General features: G+C 62.0%; 2 protein-coding genes. Both read right to left on the minus strand.

The features are described 5' to 3' along the window. Window positions 1-99: 99 nt before the first annotated feature. Complete coding sequence (istB, locus tag AB3X98_RS41880; protein WP_321854198.1) at window positions 100-849, minus strand: IS21-like element ISBmu3 family helper ATPase IstB; 750 nt, start codon at window positions 847-849, stop codon at window positions 100-102. A gap of 15 nt (window positions 850-864) precedes the next feature. Continuing rightward, entirely contained in the window at window positions 865-2,418 is a 1,554-nt protein-coding gene (gene istA, locus AB3X98_RS41885; RefSeq protein WP_368607165.1) for an IS21 family transposase, read from the minus strand. Between the last annotated feature and the right edge of the window lie 301 nt (window positions 2,419-2,719).

Below are 2,719 nucleotides of genomic sequence, written 5' to 3' on the forward strand. Positions count from 1 at the left end.
TGCGTATTTCGGGGAAGCTGAACGCCCGTTTCGGTGAAGTCGAACAGGCCAGGAGGGAGGTGCTGCGTAGTGCTTAGATTGTACTGCGGGTGTTCGACATCAGGCCACTTTTTGATCAGGTGCGTTCTTCTTGCGCATCGAATCACCCTTCAATGGAAGCTTGTGAGCCTGATGGACGAGGCGGTCGAGGATTGCGTCGGCGAGAGTCGGGTCTTGCAGCCAGGCGTGCCAGTGTTCAAGGGGCAATTGGCTTGTGATGATCGTGGATCGCGTGCCGACGCGATCGTCGAGCACTTCGAGCAGATCGTTGCGTGCGCCCTGGTCGACGTCCTGCAGTCCCCAGTCGTCGAGCAACAAGACGTCCATCTTGGCGAGCTGCGCGAGCCGACGTGTGAAGCTGCCGTCGCCGTGGGCGATCTTCAATTCCTCGAACAGCCGCGCGACGCGCACGTACAGCACGGAGAAGCCCTGTCGACAGGCCTGCTGGCCGAAGGCGCAGGCGACCCATGTTTTTCCGGCGCCAGTCGGCCCTGTCAGGATGAGGTTCTGTGCGTTGCGGATCCAGTCACAGCCGGCGAGCGTGGCGACGATACCCTTGTCGAGCCCACGGCTCTGCCGGTACTCGATGTCCTCAATGCAGGCCTGGGGATTCTTGAGTTTTGCAGACTTGAGCAATCGCTCGAGCCGCCGGGTATCGCGCCAAGCGATCTCACGATCCACGACCATGCCGAAGCGTTCCTCGAACGACAGGCTCGTGCTGGCCGTCAGCGCCGCCTGTTCCTCGAACGCGCGAGCCATACCGTCCAGCTTGAGGGCCTTGAGCTGGGAGAGGGTTTGCTGCATCAACATCGTGACCTCCTTGGGTCAGTGGTAATACTTGGGCCCTCGCACGTTCTCGTGCAGAGGCGACTGCCATTCGGTGGCCCCGCTTTGTGGCAGTGGCTGTTTGTCGGAGCCGGTTTGCAGGATGGTGCGCACGGACCGCTGGGTCGGCGCGCCAATCACGAGTGCGCGCTGGCACGCCGCTTCCAGCCGCTCCTTGCCGTACTTGCGCGACAGCGACAGCAGGCCCAGGCACGCGCGGTATCCCATTTCCGGGTGCGGACGGTTCGTCAGCAAATGCCTGACGATCGCCTCGGCGCTGACGCCGATCGATGCGCCCCAGTGCAGCAACCGGCTCGGGGTCCATTCCATGTGGGCGCGGTAAGCCGCAGGCATATGCTCCGCCACGGTGGTGTATTTCCCCTTGAGCCGACTGCGAGCGTGGGCGGCGACGCGCTTGCCGCCATGGAGGATTTCCACACCGTAACGTGTCACGCGCGCGTGGACTTCCTGACGCACAAGGCTATGCGGCGCGCTGTAGTAGTGGCCATCGACCTCGATATGCGAGTCAATGTTGATGCGGCACTTCTGGAATGTGGCGATTTCGTAGCGACGCGCCGGCAGCGGGCGCAGCGCCGGTTTGTCGAGCCGCTCGTACCACTCGCGCCGAGTGCCCTCGAGCTTCTTGAACGGCCGTGTATTCAGGTCGTTGATCAGCGCGGCGATCGACTTGTTCAGTTCGGCCAGACTGTAGAACCGATGGTTGCGCAGGCGGGCGAGAATCCAGCGTTCGACGATCTGCACGCCGACTTCGACCTTCGCCTTATCCTTCGGCTTGCGCGGGCGCGCGGGCAGCATCGCGGTATCGTAATGGCTCACGAAGTCCTGCGTGGTCAGGCCGAGCGTGGGTTCGTAGCGGTCGGCGTTCGAGATCAGCGCCTTCGGGTTGTCGGGTACGAGCAACCTTGGCACGCCGCCATAGAACTCCATTGCGTCAATGAGGCCACCGATCCAGTCGGGTGTCGCTTCCGAGCGCGTGGCGCAGGCGTACGTGTAATTCGATGCGCCGAGAACGGCGACGAAGATGTGCGCCTTGAACGCAATGCCGCCGGTGCGATCGAGGATTGGCACTGTATGCCCGGCGTAGTCCGCGAACAACTTCTCGCCAGCGTAATGTTGCTGGGGCATCGACCGCTTCAACGTCTGGGCCCAGTCCTTGTATCGCTGACAGAACTGCGTGTAGCGCAAGGTCCGCTGGCCGGGGTTCGCTGCGACGTACTCTTCCCACAGCAACTGCAACGTCACGCCTTTGCGGCGCAGCTCCCGGTGGACCCAGGCGCAGTCTGGCTCTACGCGCTTGCCTGCGGCCGTCGTCGGAACACTGCCGTTGACGAGCAACTGCTCCAGTTCCGCTTCGGACAGCGGCTCGATCATCGCCCAGTCCAGGCCGGCCGAGGCGGCAAGTTGCAGATATTGAGTAATGGTGCCGAGCCCGACACCGAGCGCGCCGCTCACCTGGCGGTGAGACAGATTACAGGTCCATTTCAGGCGAAGCACATCTTTTATCTTGCGCATGGTCGTCCGGTGAGCCGGCATCGTCAGTGTCTCCAAAAAGGAGCCACCATAACCGCCGGCCGATTGAGCCATCCGCAGTACCGCCAACCGAAACCACACCTTTCGTTTCGGCCCACCGAACACGCATTTCGGCGGGGTGAACAGCCGTTTCGGCAGGCTGAACACCGATTTCGGGAAGATGAACACGCGTTTCGGAGCACCGAACACCAATTCCGGAACTCTCCGAAACCGTTCGACTTCAAGCGAAACGGCTGTTCATCTTCCTCCGGAAACGCTGTTCGACTTCAACCGAAATCCGTGTTCGGCTTCGCCGAAATACGCA

Origin of the sequence: Paraburkholderia sp. BR14312 (assembly GCF_040948675.1) — a bacterium.
GTDB lineage: Bacteria > Pseudomonadota > Gammaproteobacteria > Burkholderiales > Burkholderiaceae > Paraburkholderia > Paraburkholderia nodosa_A.